Here is a 16,316-nt window from a genome sequence, read left to right as displayed (position 1 = left end):
CGGCCCCGTGAAGGGTGGCCGAACGCTCAGAGCGTGCAGCCCACCAGCACCGGCTCCGGGTGCAGGTCCACGCCCCACCGGTCCCGCACGCCGTCCCGCACCGTCCGGGCGACGGCCAGCAGGTCCGCGGTGCGCGCCGTGCCCCGGTTGGTCACCGCGAGCGTGTGCTTGGTGGACAACGACGCGCGGGCCCCGGCGATGCCGTGCTCGTCCGGTCCCAGCCCGAAGCCCTTGGAGAATCCGGCGCGGTCGATCAGCCAGGCGGCGGAGAGCTTGACCAGGGCGGTGCCGTCCTCGTCCTGGCCGGCCCCGAAGGCCGGGGCGTCCTGCGGCAGCCGGGCACGTACCGAGGCGGGCACGATCGGGTTGGTGAAGAAGGAGCCCGTGGACCAGGTGTCATGGTCCTCGGGGTCCAGGACCATCCCTTTGGCCGCGCGCAGGTGCAGCACGTGGTGGCGGACGGTCTCCAGGGGGGCCCACTCACCCTCCTCCACGCCCAGGGCATGGGCGAGCTGGGAGAACCGCACGGGCGCGGTGCGGCCGGTGTGGTGGAGGCGGAAGTCCGCGGAGAGCACCACCCAGCGGGGGGTGGTGTCGTCGGAGGCCAGGAGGCTGCGCTTGATGACGGAGTCCCGGTAGCCGAAGCGCAGGTCCGCGGCGGTGAGCGTGACGAGGTCGTCCGCGGCCCGGTCCCAGGCCTGCACGGAGACCAGGGTCTGGGAGACGTCCGCCCCGTAGGCGCCGACGTTCTGCACCGGGGTGGCGCCGGCCGAGCCGGGGATGCCGGAGAGCGCCTCGAGCCCGGTCAGGCCCTGGTCCACGGTCCAGGCCACGGCCTCGTCCCAGTCCTGACCGGCGGCCAGGCGCACGAGCGTGGTGCCGCCGGATTCCTCCTCCATGACCTGCGTCCCGGAGAAGGCGAGCCGGACCACGGTGCCGGGGAAGCCGGCGTCGGCCATCAGGGTGTTGGACCCGCCGCCGAGGACCAGCAGGGGGGTGCCGGAGGAGTCCAGGGCCCGGATCGCCTCCACGGCCTCGGTGGCCGAGGTGGCCTCGATCCAGTCGGCGGCCGGCCCGCCGACGCGGCTGGTGGTGTGCTCGGCCAGCCTCACGGGCCCGCTCACCGGCGCACGACCGCCTGCGCCTTGGTCAGGATCTTGGCGTTCCCGTGCCCGGGGTCGGTGACGGTCAGGTCGATCCGCACCGTGCCGTCGTCGTTGACCTTCCCGATCTTGCCGGACACCTCGAGGGTGGCGCCGGCCGCCTCGTCCACGGGGACCATGGCGGAGAAGCGGGTCTGGTAGTCCACCACGGCCCCGGGGTCCCCGCACCAGTCGGTGACGAGCTGGACGGCGGCGCCCATGGTCAGCATGCCGTGCGCGATCACGCCGGGCAGCTGCACGGAGCGGGCCGTGGACTCGGACCAGTGGATCGGGTTGAAGTCGCCCGAGGCGCCCGCGTAGCGCACGAGGTCGGCGCGGGTGAGGGTGAGGGTGGTGGAGCCGATCGAGTCGCCCTTGGTCAGCTCGGTCATCAGGCATCCTCTCCGCGGACCAGCAGGGTGGACCGCACGGTGCTGACGGCCTCACCGCCGGTGGTGGTGATCTCGGTGGCGGTGGTGACCATGGTGTGGCCGCCCAGCGTCTTCACGGACTCCACCGAGGTGGTGCCGATCAGCTCGTCCCCGGCCACGGCCGGCCGGTGGTGGGTGAATCGCTCGTCCGCGTGGACCACGCGGGAGAAGTCGATGCCGGCGTCAGGGTCGTTCACGACGACGGCCTCGGCCCGCTGCGCCAGGGTCACCAGGAAGGTGGGCGGCGCCACCAGATCGGCGTACCCGAGCTGCTGGGCGGCGGCCAGGTCCGTGTGCGCGGGGTGGGTGGCCTGCACCGCCGCGGCGAACTCGCGGATCTTCTCCCGGCCGACGACGTAGGGCTCGGTGGGCGGATAGTCTCGCCCCTGCAGGTCCGGGTTCACGCCCACGGCGGTCCTCCTGGGATGGTTGACGGGATGGTCGGCCGATGGCCGCCTCCCAGCCTACCGGCTCCCCCGAGGCCGCGCCGTGGGCATGTCAGCCCGCGGGTGTCAGCCCTCGGTGGCGATCATGGTCTCGTAGCGGTAGAGGATCGTGGCGACCTCGGCGCGGGTGATCTTCCGGTCGGGCTGGTAGGAACCGTCGTGATAGCCCACGGACAGGGCCTCGCTGGCCAGCCAGGTGATGGCCTGGTAGGCCGCATCAGAGGTGGGCACGTCGGTGAACTCGGTGTCCTCCGGCCCCATGTGCTCCGGGTCGATCGCCCGGTACAGGAAGGAGGCGAACTCACCGCGGGTGACCTCGCGGGTGGGCTTGAACTCGCCGTCCGCATAGCCCTGGGTGATCTCGTTCGCCTTCGCCCAGGAGATCGGCGCGTAGTGGGTGTGCTCGCCGGTGACATCCGGGAACGGGGCACCCTCGGGGCTGAACTCCGGGTCCAGGTACCGGTACACGAAGGCGAGGGACTCACCGCGGGAGATCTCCCGGTACTTGCCGAAGGAGCCGTCGGAGTACCCGTTGGTCAGGCCCTCCAGCTGCAGCCAGCGGACCGGGGCGAAGTGCTTGGAGCCCGGAGCGTTGTCCGTGAACGCGGGGACCAGGTCCGCGGCGAAGAGCTCCTCGGCCGCTCCCAGGTTCAGGAACACGGTCTCGCCGGTGGCGTCCTCCACGCCGTCGTTGTCCGTGACGGCATAGACGTTGCCGTTGCCGGCGATGGTCAGGCCCTCGAGCTTCTCCTGGGTCCAGCCGTTGAGCGCCTGCAGCGCCGGCAGCACGTCGATGGCCTCCGTCTTCTCGAGGACCTCGACCTGCTCCGGGGCATCCGTGGCCGCGCCGGATTCCGGGACGTCCACCGTGAAGACCTTCTTGATGGAGGCGTCCGGGCCGTTCAACTTGTCCCGTTCGATGACGGCGAGGGTGTCCTCGTCCACGGCGGTGATCTCGCTCAGGCCGATCCAGTCGCCCTGGGTCTCGGTGGTTCCGAGCTCGTAGCCGAACCACTCCCAAGCACCGGCGCCCTCGTCGGCCGCCGGGGTGAACTTCGCGATCCGGGCGAAGTCCTCTCCGGCGGCCTCACGCTGGACGGCGGCGTAGAGCACCGCGTCCTCGCCGGTGCCGTAGCCGGTGATGCCCTCGAAGCCCTGGCCCTTCAGGCCCGCGGCGATCTCGGCGGGCATCTCCACGGAGGCGATCTCCTGGCCCTCGGCGTCCACGAGGACCAGGCGGTTGCCCTCGGAGCCGACCTCGCCGTCGCTCACCGCGGTGCCCTCGACGGCCAGCCAGAAGGTGCCGTCCTCATCGGCCCAGAGGCCTTCGATGTCGTACCCCCTCTCCAGGGTGAGCTCGGAGAGGATGGTGGCCGGGCCGCCGTCGTTCTGTGTCGTGGTGTCCACGGTGTAGATGCGGGACGGGGACAGGAAGCTGTCCGGGGCCGCGTAGACCTGGTCGGGTTCGCCGGGGACGGCGGACAGTGCGCTCAGGGCGGACCAGGTGATCGGCTGGCCGGGCTCCCCCGGCCGGTCGGCGGACTTCAGGGTCGGGACGTCCGCCGGGCCCTGGCCCAGGCGGTACACCTGGACGGTGGCACGGACGCCCACCTCGGCGTCGTCCTCCTCGGAGGAGACGATCATGAGGTTGCGCTCCGGGATGGCCAGCAGGCCCTCGGGGCCGTTGGTGGAGGGCATCAGCTGGGTGAAGACCGGGTTGGCGGGGTCGTCGACGTTGTACACGGCCACGAAATTGCCGCGCTCGGATCCGACGAAGGCGTAGGTGGTGTCCCCGTAGGTCTCCACGGTCAGGCCCTCGGGCTCGGAGCCCTTGTTCTCGGAGCGATGCTCCGGGTACTGGCCGTAGCGGTGGGCGATGTTCTCGAAGGTGTTGCCGGCGTCCCAGACGACCCCGCCGAAGCCCTCGGACTCCGGGTCCGCGTTGAAGACGGTCCAGCCGCGGCTGCCGCCCTTCCAGTCGCCCTCGTTGGCGGTGGCCACGTGGCTGTTGCCGACCCAGCCGATGGCGTCAGGCTCGCGAACGGCGTCCGTGATGGCCCCGTCCAGGGACAGGTTGCCGTCCTCGGCGGTGTCGATGCCGTCCACGGTGACCGTACCGGCCGAGAAGTGATCGAGGACGGTGCCCACGGCGTCGAAGACCACCACGCCGTTGTTCTCCTGCAGGGTCAGGGCGGCCTTGGTGCCGTCCGGGGAGAACTTGATGTACTCCGGCTCCGGGTCCTCCGGGGTGTCCAGGCCTTCGAGCCCGGTCAGGTCCGTGTAGGAGATGCTGTCCGCGGACAGGGACGTGATGTCCTCCACCGACAGGTCGATCACGGCCAACTCGCCGGCGGGCAGCTGCGGCAGGCCCCCGTCCACGTCCTCGCGGTCCTCGTCACGCTGGTTCTCCATGGCGATCATGGCGGTGGTGCCGTCCGGGGAGACGTCGATCGAGTCGGGCTGGCCCTTGAGCTCCACGCCGTGGATCAGTTCGCGGGTCTCCGGGTCCCAGAACTCGACCTTGCCGGCCGGGTCCTCGAAGTCCTCCGTCTTGTCCGTGACCACGATGATGTAGGCCTCGGTGGCGTACACCGAGGTCGGCGAGCCGTCGGTGGGTTTGAAGCCGTCCGCCGCCGGGTTCTCCGGGTCGGTGATGTCCACGAAGCCGATGCCCCCGGCCTCGGCGTCGGTGTGGATCACGGTGTTGCCGTCCGCGGTGACGGTGGAGATCTCGGCGACGGTGGGCGCGGACCGGTCCGCGCCCTCGTCCGCGGCGAGCTGGTTCTCATAGGCGGGAAGCGTGGCGAGACGGTGGAACGCATGACCGTCGGCGGCCTCGCCGGCGGGAACGGCGGGGGCCTCCGGGGCAGTGGGAGCTGCGAAGGCCGGGGCGGCGAACCCCACGGTCAGGGCCGCGGAGAGGCCCAGTGCGACGGCACCGGACAGACGATGATGGATGCTCATGGCGAGGGGATTCCTTCCGAGAACGGCGTGGGGCCCGCCCATCCAATCCCGCTTCTCCCCGCTTCCGGTGACCGCTGGGCGACACCCTGGTGAACTCCCGGCCACCGGGCGGTGACATCGGCCGGCTCTCGGCCTGGCTGGTGGGCTCAGCCGCGGTTCCGCCGCTGGGCATCCCGCGCGCGCAGGACCTGCGCCGCGAGGTGGGTCACGAGGCCGAGGCCGATGAGCCCGATCGCCGTCCACTGGATGGGCAGCAGGCTCACGGCGCCCCCGAGCACGGCCAGGATGATGCCGAGCAGGATCAGCCCCGTGCCGGTCAGCAGGGTGATGCGGTACGGTCTCGAGCCGTTGTCCCAGGGATTGAACACCCCTCTACGGTAGCCGCGAAACGCGCCACCACGAGATCCGCCAGCTCCCCCGGCACGGGACCGGAGGTGCCCAGCAGCGGGGCCGTGATGGCCTCGGCCCCGGCCCGGGCCGCCTCGGCCGCCAGCCGGGAGTGGAAATAGCCCGGGGCCAGCAGGTAGCTCACCACCATCACCGGCCACTCCGGGGACCCGTCTCCCCCGGGGCCGACGGCGGCCGCCACGGTGGGGTGCGCGGCCGAGAGGTAGGCGTCGGAGACCGGGGTGCCCAGCCGGTGGGCCAGGCGACCGGCGACGGCCCGGCAATCGGCGACGGCGGCGGCGTCGGTGGATCCGGCCGCGGCCAGCACCACCCGGTGACGGCCGCGGACGAATCCGGCCTCCAGCGTCCGGCGCACCAGGACGTCCACGAGGCGCTCGTCCGGTCCCAGCGCGCCGGCCACGGGGCTGCGGCCGGCGGCGGCCCGGGCCAGGTCCACCCGGACGTGGTGGCCCGCGGACAACAGCACGGGCACGACGACGGCCGGCCGGTGCTCCGGCAGGCTCGCCAACGCCTCCCCCACCCGGGGCGACTGGACGTCCACGTGGGCCAGGCGGACCTCCGCGGCGGTCCGGCCGGCCACGGCCTCCGCGAGCGCCGAGATCCGGGCCTGGCCGGCCGGGTCCGCGGTGCCGTGGGAGACGGCGAGGAGAGTGGGAAGGGCGCTCATGCGGCCAGGACCTCGACGATCCGGCCTCTGACCCGGACGGGGAAGGTCTGGATCCGCAGGTCCGGGTCGGAGAGGCACTGGCCCGTGGACAGGTCGTAGACCTGCTTGTGCAGCGGGGAGGCGAGCGTCGGGGTGCCGTCCCGGGAGCCGACGATACCGCGGGCCATCACGAAGGCCTCCGACTGCGGGTCCCAGTGCGAGACGGCCAAGACCTCGTCCGAGGGCAGGCGGACCAGGGCCACCTGCTCCCCCCGCACGAGGGCGGCCTCCGCCCAGAGCGGCTCGAGGGCATCGAGCGGGCACACCCGTTGCCAGGTGCCGGCGATGGATGGCTGGGGTACCGCAGGGGCTGCTGTGAGGGTCATGGCACCACGCTAGGAAGCGGGTGTTTCCGGGGCGGTCCGGGGATGTTTCGCCCGTGCAACGTTCTCCTCTCTCCGGCGCGGTCCCCCTCGGTGAGGGCGGCGTCATCGGCTCGTTACACCGGTGACACGGCAGGGAAACGGCACCCTCCTAGCGTGGGTGGCCTACGAGGCGAGGGGATGGACCCATGACGATGAGCTCTGATGAACGGCCCGGCGGGCCGAGGATCGCCGTGGTCGGCGGCGGGCCGGCCGCCCACCGGTTGGTGGAGGCCCTGCTGGCCCGCCGCGAGGAGGTGCGGATCTCCCTGTTCACCGAGGAGCCGCGGGCCCCCTATGACCGGGTGGCGCTGTCCCGGCGCTTCACGGACCCTCAGGACGCGCTGTCCCTGGGGCCCCTGCCCGCCGAAGACGCGCGCCTCGAGCTGCACATCGGCCGCCGGGTCACCGGCATCGACCCCGCGGCACGGGCCCTGGCTGCGGTGGATGGCGCCGGGGCTTGCTCCACCCACGCGTGGGACGAACTCGTGCTGGCCACCGGCAGCGAGGCCGCCCGGCCGGACATCCCCGGCGCACAGGACATGGTCGTCTACCGGAGCATCGACGACGTCGATCGGCTGCGTGACCAGGTGGCGGAGCTGACGGCCACGCTCGGGCGCACGCCGCGGGCCGCGGTGATCGGCGGCGGACTGTTGGGCCTGGAGGCCGCCGGCGGCCTGCGGGTCCTCGGAGCCGACGTCACCGTGGTCCATTCCCGGCCCTGGGTGATGAACGCCCAGCTGGACGAGTTCGGGGGACGCACCCTGAACCGGCTGCTGGACGGCCAGGGCTACTCGCTGCAGCTCGGCGAGCGCCCCACCGCTCTGGATCAGCGGCGGGAGCAGCGGCCGGCAGGCCGGCTGCTGCGCTTCGGCTCCGGTGCGGAGCTCGAGGTGGACCTCGTGGTGGCGGCCACCGGCATCACGCCCCGGGACGAGCTGGGGGCCGGGATCCTGGAACAGGGACCGAGGGGCGGCTTCGCGATCGACGACACCTGCGCCACTTCGGCCCCGCACGTCTGGGCGATCGGCGAGGTCGCCAGCTTCCGGGGCGAGTGCATGGGCCTGGTGGCTCCGGCCAACACGATGGCCGAGGTGGTGGCGGACCGGCTGTGCGGTGGTTCCGGGACCTTCCCGGGCTTCGACACGGCGGCCAAGCTCAAGCTCTCCGGGCTGGATGTCGCCAGCTTCGGAGACGGCTTCGCCCGCACCCCCGGCGCCCTCGAGGTGGTCTACGCGGATCCCACCGGTGGCGTCTACCAGAAGCTCGTGGTCTCCGAGGACGCACGGACCCTGCTCGGCGGGATCTTCGTGGGCGACGCCACCCCCTATCCCTCCCTCCGTCCGCTGTTGGGCCGCGAGCTGCCCGGGGAGGCGGGGGCGTTCCTGTCCGCGGCCGGCGGCGGCGCGCCCCTGGACCTGGACCTGCCGGATGACGCCCAGATCTGCTCCTGCCGGGACGTCAGCGCAGGCGCCCTGCGCCGGGCCGTGTGCGAGGGCTGCCCGGACCTGGGGGCGCTGAAGGCGTGCACCGGCGTCGGGACCCAGTGCGGCTCCTGCCTGCCCGCGGCCCAGAAGGTCATGGAGCAGCAGATGACGGAACTGGGGATGGAGGTCTCCACCGCGCTGTGCGAGCACTTCGCCCTGTCCCGGTCCGAGATGTTCGAGGCCGTCCGCGGCACCCGGCTGACCACGTTCAGCCAGATCGTCGCCCGCTTCGGCACCCCCGCCGATCCGCGCCTCAACCTCGGCTGCGACATCTGCAAGCCCGTGGTGGCCTCCGTGCTGGCCACCCTGCACGGGGAGTACATCCTGGAGGCGGGCAGGGGCGGGCTGCAGGACACCAACGACCGCGCCCTGGCCAACCTGCAGAAGGACGGCACCTACTCGGTGGTCCCCCGCATCCCGGCCGGCGAGATCACCCCGGCCAAGCTCGCCGTGATCGCGGAGGTGGCGCAGGAGTACGGGCTCTACACCAAGATCACGGGCGCCCAGCGGATCGACCTGTTCGGGGCCCGGCTGGAACAGCTGCCCGCCATCTGGGCCCGGCTGGTGGCCGCCGGCTTCGAATCCGGCCAGGCCTACGGCAAGGCGCTGCGCAACGTGAAGTCCTGCGTGGGATCCACGTGGTGCCGCTACGGCGTCCAGGACTCCGTGGCCATGGCCATCAGCCTGGAGGAGCGGTACCGGGGGCTGCGCAGCCCGCACAAGATGAAGTTCGGCGTCTCCGGCTGCGCCCGCGAGTGCGCCGAGGCCCGCGGCAAGGACGTCGGGGTCATCGCCACCCCGGAGGGCTGGAACCTGTACGTGGGCGGCAACGGCGGCGCCACCCCGGCCCACGCCCAGCTGCTGGCCAAGGACCTCGACGACGAGACGCTGCTGCGGTACATCGACCGCTACGTGGTCTACTACATCCGCACCGCCGAACGGCTCCAGCGCACCGCCCGGTGGATGGAGGAGCTCCCCGGCGGCATCGACCACGTGCACGAGGTGGTGGTCCGGGACTCCCTGGGGATCGGCCGGGACCTGGAGGAGGTCGTCGCCGCGCACCAGCTGACCTACCGGGACGAATGGGCCGCGACCCTCGAGGACCCGGAACGGCTGCGCCGGTTCCGCGGCTTCGTCAACGCACCGGACGGTGACGGTCCACCCGTGGTAGCCGGACCGCGGATCCCGCTGCGGGGTGGGCTCTGATGGCGCCGGGCAGCGTCCTGGAACCGGGCAGCGTGGCCCTCGTCGGCGGCGGCCCCGGAGCCGCCGACCTCATGACGGTGCGGGCCCTGCGCCTGCTCGGCCAGGCCGACGTCGTGTTCTACGACCGGCTGGCCCCCACCGACGAGCTGGCCGACTGGGCCCCGCAGGCCCGGTGGGTGGACGTGGGCAAGCGGCCCGGCCACCACAGGGTGCCGCAGGAGCGGATCAACCGGCTGCTGGTGTCCTCGGCGCGGTCCGGACTGCGGGTGGTGCGGCTCAAGGGCGGCGATCCCTTCGTCTTCGGCCGGGGCAGCGAGGAGGTCGCCGCCTGCCGGGAGGCCGGGGTCCCGGTGAGCGTGGTCCCCGGGATCACCTCGGCGGTCTCGGTGCCGGCGGCCGCCGGGATCCCCGTCACGGCCCGCGGGCTGAGCTCCTCCTTCACCGTGATCACCGGCCATGATCCGCTCAGCGAACGGACACTGGCCGGGCTGGCCCAGCTGGGCGGCACCACGGTGGTGCTGATGGGCGTCGGCACCCTCGGGCACACGGCCGCCGGCCTCATCCGGCACGGACTGGCCCCGGACACCCCGGTGGCCCTGGTGGAACGCGGCTGCACCCCGGAGCAACGGGTGTGCATCGCCCCGTTGGAGGAGATCCAGCTGGCCGCCGCGGTGGCGGGCCTGGCCTCCCCCGCCGTGCTGGTCATCGGGGAGGTGGTGCGGGTGGCCCCGGGGGCGGAGCAGCATCTGCGCGAGCTGGTGCGCGGCACATGAGCGCCCCCGCGCCCCAGCTGCCCCAGACCCTCGCCGGGTTCCGCATCGGCGTGACCTCGGACCGGCGCAGCGAGGACCTGATCTCCGCCTTCGAGCGCCGCGGCGCCACGGTGCTGCACGCCCCGGCCCTGCGGATCGCGCCGCTGACCGAGTCCGTCACCCTGCACCGGGACACGCGCCGGGTCATCGCCGCACTGCCGGACTACACCGTGATCACCACGGCCTACGGGATGCGGCGGTGGATGGAGGCCGCGGACGCCTATGGGATCGGTCCCCAGCTGCACGAGGCCCTGGAGGCCTCCGCCATCCTGGTACGCGGCCCCAAGGCCCGCGGGGCGGTGCTGGCCGCCGGCCTCCGGGACGCCGGGGCCCCCGGGGACGAGCGCACCGCCTCGCTCGTGGACCTGCTGCTGGCCCGGGACCTGTTCGGCCGGACGGTGGCGTTCCAGCTGCACGGGATGCTCGACCACCGGCAGATCGGGCGGCTGGAGAAGGCCGGGGCCCGGGTCCTGACGGTGATGCCCTACACGTGGGCGCGGCCCGCCGAGGACTCTCCCCTGCTGCGGCTGATGGACGCCGTGATCGAGCGACAGCTGGACGTGCTGACCTTCACGGCGGCCCCCGCGGTCGAGGCCTTCCTGGCCGTGGCGCAGCAGCACGGCCGGCTGGACCCGCTGCTCGAGGCGCTGCGCACGGAGGTGGCGACGGCCGTCGTCGGGAAGGTCACCGCCGGCCCCCTGCACGAGGCCGGGCTGCAGCCGCTCATCCCCACCCGGTGGCGGCTCGGCGCCATGATCCGCCTGGTGTGCGAGCACCTGGAGCGGCAGCAGATCCTCCGCCTGGTGACCCCGCACGGGCCGCTGGAGATCCGCGGCTCCCAGGTCCTGCTGCCGCAGCTCGGCGGGGAGCCGGTGCGGCTGCCGCCCGGACCGTTGGCGCTGCTGCGGGAGCTGATCGACGCCGAGGGCGCGGTCCTGTCCCGGGAGCAGCTGCTCGGCTCGCTGCGCCACTGCGAGTCCGAGCACGCCCTCGAGATGCTCGTCTGGCGCCTGCGCAAGGCCCTGCCGGTACCCGGCCTGATCACCACGGTGGTCAAGCGGGGCTACCGGCTCGCTGTCTGACGGCCCCCGCCGCCAGCAGCGCACCGATCCTCTCGCGGCACGTCCCGCACCCGGTCCCGGCCCCGCAGCGACGTCCCACCTCGTCCACCGTGGTGCTATCCGTATCCGCGGCCGCTGCAGCCTCTTCGACTTGCCCGAAGGTGGCCCCGGAGCACCGGCACAGCACGTCCTCCGGACCCAGCTCGCGGTCCCCGGCGGCGTGCTCCAGGGCCAGCAGGGCCGAGCGGTCCGCCGCCGGCAGCGTCCCCGTCCCCGCGTGCCGGGACAGCTCGGCCGCCGTCCGCGGCAGGCCGATGGCCACGAACCCCAGCAGCCGATCGCCCTCGGAGACGATGCGCAGGTACTGCCCCGCCGCGGGGTCCGCCCAGGTGGAGACGTGCGGGCCCCGCGGGTCCCACGGGTCCAGCGCGGGGTCCACGGAGGGGCTCCCCGCGCAGGCCACGGAGAGGCTGTGGGACTTGACGATGATCGGGTCCAGCCGGTGGCCCGGCGGGACCGGGGACGGGACGGGGACGGGACGCCCGGCGGCATCGAGGTCCGTGTCCTCCGGATGCCCGGCCTCACCGCGCAGGGCTAGCGCGGCGGAACGCGCCTGCTCCCAGCCGGGGCCGATCAGCCCGCTCGGCCGGGCCCCCAGCGGGGCCGCGCAGTCGCCGACGGCGAAGACCGCCGCATCCTCCGGGCACCTCCCGGTCCGGTCCACCACGATCCCGCCGCGGGGCAGGGTGTCCAGTCCGGCCGCCGCCGCCAGCTCGTCCCGGGGACGGATGCCAGTGCAGGCCACGAGCAGCGTCGCCGGGATCCGGCGCCCCTGCGTGGTGCGGAGGGCGGTGAGGTACGGGATGCCGTCCCGGTCCGTGGCCCGGTCCTGGGCTCGGGCCGCGACCACGAGCTCCTGGATCCCGCAGTCCGGGCGGACCTGCACGCCGGCGTCCACGAGCTGGCGGTGCAGCAGCCGGCCGGCGTCCACGTCCAGGGTGCGTCCCAGTGGGGTCTGGCCCCGGTGGAGCAGGCTGACCTCCGCGCCGACCTCGGCGAGCGCCAGGGCCGCCTCCACCCCCAGGACGCCGCCGCCGAGCACGGCCACGGATTCTCCGGAGCGCACGGCCTCGCGCAGCCGGCAGGCCTCCTGCATCTGCCGCAGGCCGATGACGCCCTCCGGCCGGGCACCGGCCGCCGGAGCCACGGAGATGCCGCGGCCCCTGGTCCCGGAGACCGGGAAGTCCGGGATGAGCGCGCTGGCACCCGTGGCCAGCACGAGCCGGTCATAGCCGACCTCGGCTCCGCCGGCGAGCGTGACGGTCTTGCGGTCCCGGTCCAGGGATACGACGGCGGCCCCGCACCGGATCTCGACGCCGTCCCGTTCCTCGTCGGCCGACTGGGCCAGGGCCAGCTCCGAGCCGTCGAGGCGCCCGCTGGCGACCTCGCCCAACCGGATCCGCTGGTAGGCGGGGAGGGGCTCCTCACCCAGGACCGTGACCCGGGCGGCGCCGGACTCCAGGGCCGGGCGCAGCTCCTGCACGAGCCGGGCGGCGACGGGCCCGCCGCCCACGACGACGATGCGCAGCGGACGGTCAGTCGTCATCGTGCGCCCCCACGGGATGCAGGTCCACCGGGGTGCTCTTGAACTCCGGCATCTGGCTCCGGGGGTCCAGCAGCCCCGCCGTGAGCCGGTTCGCCGCCCCGACGCCCGCGAAGTGGAAGGGCATGAACACGGTGTCCGTGCGCAGGCCGGCGTCCAGGACCACCCGGGCCCGCGCGGTCCCGGTGGCGCTGCGCAGCTCGGCCCGCCCGCCGTCGGTGAGTCCGTGCTGGGCCGCGGTGGCCGGGTGCACGCTGACCGTGGCCTCGGGGTGGACGCCCAGCAGCTCCGCCACCCGCCGGGTCTGGGTTCCCGACTGATAGTGCTCCATGAGCCGCCCCGTGGTCAGGGTGAGTCCCTGGGCGGAGGCGGGCTGGGCCCCGCGGACGGTGATGGTGCCCAGGTGGGCCCGGCCGTCCGGGTGGGCGAAGCGATCGGTGAAGACGCGCGGGGTGCCCAGGACCGGCTCCCCGGTCTCGGTGGTCTCGGGGGTGGTCTCGGTGCTCGGCGGCTCGGTCAGCGGCCAGTACGCCGCCACCTCGGCGCAGCGGTCCCAGTCCAGCCCCGAGTAGTCGGCCGGGCCGCCGGCGGTCACGCGGCGGATCTCCGCGAAGACCTCCTCCGGCTCCTCGGCCAGGGGTACCGTGCTGCCCAGCCGGCGGGCCAGCTCGGCCAGGATCCAGAGCTCGGACCGCGCCCCCGCCGGCCCGGTGACGGCGCGGCGTCGGCGCAGGACGCGGCCCTCGAGATTGGTCAGGGTGCCGTCCTCCTCCGCCCACTGGAGCACGGGCAGCACCACGTCCGCCAGCGCGGCCGTCTCGGAGAGGAAGAAGTCGCAGACCACCAGCAGGTCCAGGGCCCGCAGTCCGCGCTCCACCTGGAGGGCGTCCGGGGCGGAGACCACCACGTTGGCCCCGTGCACCAGCAGGGCCTTGACTCCTCGCTCGGTGCCCAGGGTGTGCAGCAGCTGGGTGGCGGGCAGCCCGGGACCGGGCAGCGCCTCCGCGGTGGTGCCCCATCGGCCTGCGACCGTCTGACGGTCGGCCGGAGCGGTGATCGAGCGCAGTCCCGGCAGCTGGTCCGCCTTCTGTCCCATCTCCCGGCCGCCCTGGCCGTTGCCCTGGCCGGTGAGGGTGCCGTAGCCGCCGTGGCGGGTGCCCGGCAGCCCGAGCAGCAGGGCCAGGCTGATGGCTGCCTTCGCCGTGTCCGTGCCGTCCCGGTGCTGTTCCACGCCCCGGCCCGTGAGGATCACCACGGGATCCCCGCCGGCCTTCGCGGCGCGGGCGGCCGCGGCCAGGTGCCTCGCCAGCCAGCGGATCCGGAGCGCCGAGACCCCGCAGACGGCCTGGGCCTGCTCCGGCCGCCAGTCCACCACGCTGCGGCGGAAGTCCTCGAGGCCCGTGGTCCGCCGGCCCAGGTAGCGCTCGTCCGCCAGCCCCTCCGCCAGCAGCACGTGGGCGAGGGAGAGCAGCAGGGGCAGATCCGTGCCCGGGGCCGGGGCGATGTGGTGTCCGGCGCCGCCCTCGGTCAGCTGGGCGGTGGTCGAGCGGCGCGGGTCCACCACGATCAGCCCGCCCAGGTCACGGGCCTTCTGCAGGTGCTGGACGAACGGCGGCATGGTGTCCGCCACGTTGGAGCCGAACAGCACCACCGTGCAGGCCTCGTCCAGGTCCGTGAGCGGGAAGGGCAGCCCCCGGTCCAGTCCGAGGACCTCGGTGGCGGCCTTGGCCGCGGACGCCATGCAGAAGCGGCCGTTGTAGTCGATCCGGGAGGTGCGCAGGGCCGTCCGGGCGAACTTGCCCAGGGTGTAGGCCTTCTCGTTCGTCAGCGAGCCCGAGCCGAAGATGCCGATCGCGTCCGGCCCGTGCCGGTGTTGCAGGGCGGTGAGGCGGGTCGCCACCAGGTCCAGCGCCTCGTCCCAGCTGGCCTCCCGGAGGGCTGTGGCCTGGCGGTTCGCGCCCTCCCGGATCAGCGGGACCGTGAGCCGGTCGGGCCGGTCCCCCAGCAGCCGGGCGGCCGTGGCGCCCTTGCGGCAGAGCCGGCCCCGGTTGGTCGGGAACCAGGCACCGGCCACGGTGACGGTGGGTGCGGTGCCGGCCGGGCCGGCGTCGTCCACCGAGAGCGTCATGGCGCACTGCAGGGCGCAGTAGGGGCAGTGGGTGCGGGTCTCAGACGCCGGCTCAGACATGGGCACCTGCCAGCCTCGAGCCGGGGCGGCGGTAGACCGCCAGGGTGAAGACGGCCAGCGCGAGGTAGATCGCGGCGAGCCACCAGAAGGCGGCGTCGAAGGAGCCGTTGGCCTCGTGGGAGGCCCGCAGCACCTGCGGGATCATGAACCCGCCGAAGCCGCCGAGGGCCCCGATGAGCCCGAGGGCGGCGGAGGACTTGCGCTCGTGGCCCACGGGATCGTCCTGGGCCACGGTCAGCCGGAACACCAGGGGGATCATCCGGTAGCTGGACCCGTTGGCGAGGCCGGTCAGGGTGAACAGGGCCAGGAACAGCCCGAGGTAGAGCCAGAAGTTCTGCCACGGCAGGGTCAGGACCACGGCGGCCGTGACGGCGGCCATGGCCACGAAGCAGGCCACGGTCACCCGGGCGCCGCCGCCGCGGTCCGCCAGCGAGCCGCCGAGGGGCCGGGCCAGGGAGCCCACCAGGGGGCCCAGGAAGGCCATGGAGATGGCGGCCCCCCACAGGTCGAGGCTGGAGAACTCCGGGAACATGAGGGAGATCAGGGTGGGGAACACCGAGCCGAAACCCATGAAGGAGCCGAAGGTACCCACGTAGATCACGGCGATCAGCCACAGGTGGGGCTCGCGCAGGGCCGAGAGCGAGCCGGCGAGGTCGTTGCGGGCGTGCGAGAGGTTGTGCATGTGCCGATGGGCGCCCCAGGCGGCCAGGAGGATCAGCGGCATCCAGATCAACCCGGCCATGGACAGGTTCGGGCCGAACGTGCCGAAGGCCAGCAGCGTCACGGCCAGCGGGACGAGGAACTGGGCCACGGCCACCCCGAGGTTCCCGCCCGCCGCGTTGAGCCCCAGGGCCGCGCCCTTCTCCCGGGCCGGGAAGAAGAAGGTGATGTTGGCCATGGAGCTGGCGAAGTTGCCCCCGCCGAACCCGGCGGTGGCGGCCACCACGAAGAGCACCCAGGTGGGGGTGGCCGGATTGGAGAGCGCGATCGCCAACGCCACCGTGGGGATCAGGAGCAGCAGCGCGGAGACGACGGTCCAGTTGCGTCCGCCGAAGAGGGCCACGGTGAAGCTGTAGGGCACCCGCAGCACGGCACCCACGAGCGGGGGCAGGGACACCAGCCAGAACTGCTCGGAGGTCGTCAGCTCGAACCCGGCTGCCGGGAGGAAGACCACGGTGACGGACCACAGCTGCCAGACGGCGAAGCCGAGGAACTCGCAGAACACGGACCAGTAGAGGTTCCGCCGGGCCGCCGGCCGGCCCGGGCCCTGCCAGAAGTCCCGGTCCTCCGGCCGCCAGTTCGTGACCCACCGCCCCGGGCCGACCACCAGGCGGTCGGTGGGCGGGGCGGCACCGGGGTGCTGGGTGGTGGACGTCTGGGCTGCGGTCAACGCCATGGCTGTTCCCTCTCGGCTCGCGGTTGACCGCCACGATGCCAAGGGGGTGTTTCCACGGCGCTCGCCAGGGGTTTCCGCCAGGGAAAAGGTTCCTCACCGCCGCG

The 16,316-nt window shown here is 73.5% G+C and carries 13 protein-coding genes; 3 read left to right on the top strand and 10 right to left on the bottom strand.

Annotated elements, in window-relative coordinates; translation table 11 throughout:
* Window positions 1–26: 26 nt before the first annotated feature.
* The 7 genes from AB0K08_RS03775 to nirD all read right to left on the bottom strand — a co-directional run bounded on the left by AB0K08_RS03775 (window position 27) and on the right by nirD (window position 6,423).
* A complete protein-coding gene (locus tag AB0K08_RS03775; RefSeq protein WP_363351768.1) occupies window positions 27–1,124 on the bottom strand; it encodes a UDP-N-acetylmuramate dehydrogenase in 1,098 nt (365 codons plus the stop codon).
* A complete protein-coding gene (locus AB0K08_RS03770; protein WP_363351766.1) occupies window positions 1,121–1,534 on the bottom strand; it encodes a MaoC family dehydratase in 414 nt (137 codons plus the stop codon). Before AB0K08_RS03770 ends, AB0K08_RS03775 begins: the two co-directional genes overlap by 4 nt.
* Window positions 1,534–1,983: a MaoC family dehydratase N-terminal domain-containing protein gene (locus AB0K08_RS03765; protein ID WP_363351764.1), complete on the bottom strand. Its 450-nt coding sequence runs from the start codon at window positions 1,981–1,983 to the stop codon at window positions 1,534–1,536. The genes AB0K08_RS03770 and AB0K08_RS03765 overlap by 1 nt, the downstream gene beginning before the upstream one ends.
* 102 nt (window positions 1,984–2,085) lie before the next feature.
* Window positions 2,086–4,983 carry an esterase-like activity of phytase family protein gene (locus AB0K08_RS03760; protein WP_363351762.1) on the bottom strand — a complete coding sequence of 966 codons (2,898 nt, stop codon included), beginning with the start codon at window positions 4,981–4,983 and terminating at the stop codon, window positions 2,086–2,088.
* A 146-nt stretch (window positions 4,984–5,129) separates the two neighbouring features.
* The gene (locus AB0K08_RS03755; RefSeq protein WP_363351760.1) at window positions 5,130–5,351 is read right to left on the bottom strand and encodes a hypothetical protein; all 222 of its coding nucleotides are present in this window, start codon (window positions 5,349–5,351) and stop codon (window positions 5,130–5,132) included.
* Complete coding sequence (locus tag AB0K08_RS03750; RefSeq protein ID WP_363351758.1) at window positions 5,300–6,058, bottom strand: CbiX/SirB N-terminal domain-containing protein; 759 nt, start codon at window positions 6,056–6,058, stop codon at window positions 5,300–5,302. Before AB0K08_RS03750 ends, AB0K08_RS03755 begins: the two co-directional genes overlap by 52 nt.
* Complete coding sequence (gene nirD, locus AB0K08_RS03745; protein ID WP_363351756.1) at window positions 6,055–6,423, bottom strand: nitrite reductase small subunit NirD; 369 nt, start codon at window positions 6,421–6,423, stop codon at window positions 6,055–6,057. The genes AB0K08_RS03750 and nirD overlap by 4 nt, the downstream gene beginning before the upstream one ends.
* Before the next feature lie 191 nt (window positions 6,424–6,614).
* On the opposite strand from nirD, the gene nirB reads away from it, so the two are divergent.
* From nirB to AB0K08_RS03730, 3 genes are read left to right on the top strand one after another with little or no spacing between them, the layout of a single operon-like run.
* Window positions 6,615–9,152 (top strand): nitrite reductase large subunit NirB, encoded by a 2,538-nt coding sequence (nirB, locus tag AB0K08_RS03740; RefSeq protein ID WP_363351754.1) that lies wholly within the window; start codon window positions 6,615–6,617, stop codon window positions 9,150–9,152.
* A complete protein-coding gene (gene cobA, locus AB0K08_RS03735) occupies window positions 9,152–9,925 on the top strand; it encodes a uroporphyrinogen-III C-methyltransferase (protein WP_363351752.1) in 774 nt (257 codons plus the stop codon). The genes nirB and cobA overlap by 1 nt, the downstream gene beginning before the upstream one ends.
* The gene (locus tag AB0K08_RS03730; RefSeq protein ID WP_363351750.1) at window positions 9,922–11,046 is read left to right on the top strand and encodes a uroporphyrinogen-III synthase; all 1,125 of its coding nucleotides are present in this window, start codon (window positions 9,922–9,924) and stop codon (window positions 11,044–11,046) included. Before cobA ends, AB0K08_RS03730 begins: the two co-directional genes overlap by 4 nt.
* On the opposite strand, the gene AB0K08_RS03725 is transcribed toward AB0K08_RS03730, so the two are convergent.
* From AB0K08_RS03725 to AB0K08_RS03715, 3 genes are read right to left on the bottom strand one after another with little or no spacing between them, the layout of a single operon-like run.
* Complete coding sequence (locus AB0K08_RS03725) at window positions 11,018–12,631, bottom strand: FAD-dependent oxidoreductase (RefSeq protein WP_363351748.1); 1,614 nt, start codon at window positions 12,629–12,631, stop codon at window positions 11,018–11,020. The genes AB0K08_RS03730 and AB0K08_RS03725 overlap by 29 nt on opposite strands.
* A complete protein-coding gene (locus tag AB0K08_RS03720; RefSeq protein ID WP_363351746.1) occupies window positions 12,621–14,816 on the bottom strand; it encodes a molybdopterin oxidoreductase family protein in 2,196 nt (731 codons plus the stop codon). The genes AB0K08_RS03725 and AB0K08_RS03720 overlap by 11 nt, the downstream gene beginning before the upstream one ends.
* The gene (locus AB0K08_RS03715) at window positions 14,809–16,212 is read right to left on the bottom strand and encodes an MFS transporter (RefSeq protein ID WP_363351744.1); all 1,404 of its coding nucleotides are present in this window, start codon (window positions 16,210–16,212) and stop codon (window positions 14,809–14,811) included. The genes AB0K08_RS03720 and AB0K08_RS03715 overlap by 8 nt, the downstream gene beginning before the upstream one ends.
* Window positions 16,213–16,316: the final 104 nt, after the last annotated feature.

It is taken from the genome of Citricoccus sp. NPDC055426, from assembly GCF_040677445.1.
GTDB lineage: Bacteria > Actinomycetota > Actinomycetes > Actinomycetales > Micrococcaceae > Citricoccus.
The sequence above is the reverse complement of the archived record's forward strand: the minus strand, read 5'-3'. Positions and strand labels throughout refer to the sequence as shown.